We start from the raw sequence: 493 nt of genomic DNA, 5'->3' as shown, positions 1-493 counted from the left end.
AGCGAAAAGCAGACCTTTTATAAAGACTTTTTCATAAAAATACGGCTTGTTCCTTCGGGTTTGCAGTCAATACGCCCAAATTCTTCCCAGCCGTGCTTTTTGTAGAAGTCAGGGGCTTGAAAGCTAATTGTGTACAAGAACGCAGCGGTACAGCCTCTTTTTTTTCCTTCATCTTCGAAGCGTAAAAGGATTTCTGAACCAATCCCCTTACTCCGCAACTCCGGAGGAAGATAAAAAAGGTCAATAAAAAGTAGGCCCAACGATGAACGTCCCTGCATTCCACCTAGAATCTCACCGTTTGTATTTGATTTTATTAACACAGCTAATGGCTGGCGATCACTCATACCCGTCATTAAATCGTTAAAATCGTTCAAACCGTCTTCAATAGGAAGTAATTGTTCAGCGCTAGGATTTACGCTAACTTCTAAAATTATTTCTTCGACAATGCCATTCATTTTAGATGTTCTTGTCAGTTAAAGAGCTGTTTAAATAT

The 493-nt window shown here is 39.6% G+C and carries 1 protein-coding gene; it reads right to left on the bottom strand.

Translation table 11 applies throughout. The features are described 5' to 3' along the window. Positions 1 to 17: 17 nt before the first annotated feature. Positions 18 to 455, bottom strand: coding sequence for a GNAT family N-acetyltransferase (locus HA45_RS23390; protein ID WP_128599102.1), 438 nt, complete (start codon positions 453 to 455; stop codon positions 18 to 20). Positions 456 to 493 lie beyond the last annotated feature (38 nt).

The organism is Pantoea rodasii (genome assembly GCF_002095465.1).
Lineage (GTDB): Bacteria > Pseudomonadota > Gammaproteobacteria > Enterobacterales > Enterobacteriaceae > Pantoea > Pantoea rodasii.
The sequence above is the reverse complement of the archived record's forward strand: the minus strand, read 5'-3'. Positions and strand labels throughout refer to the sequence as shown.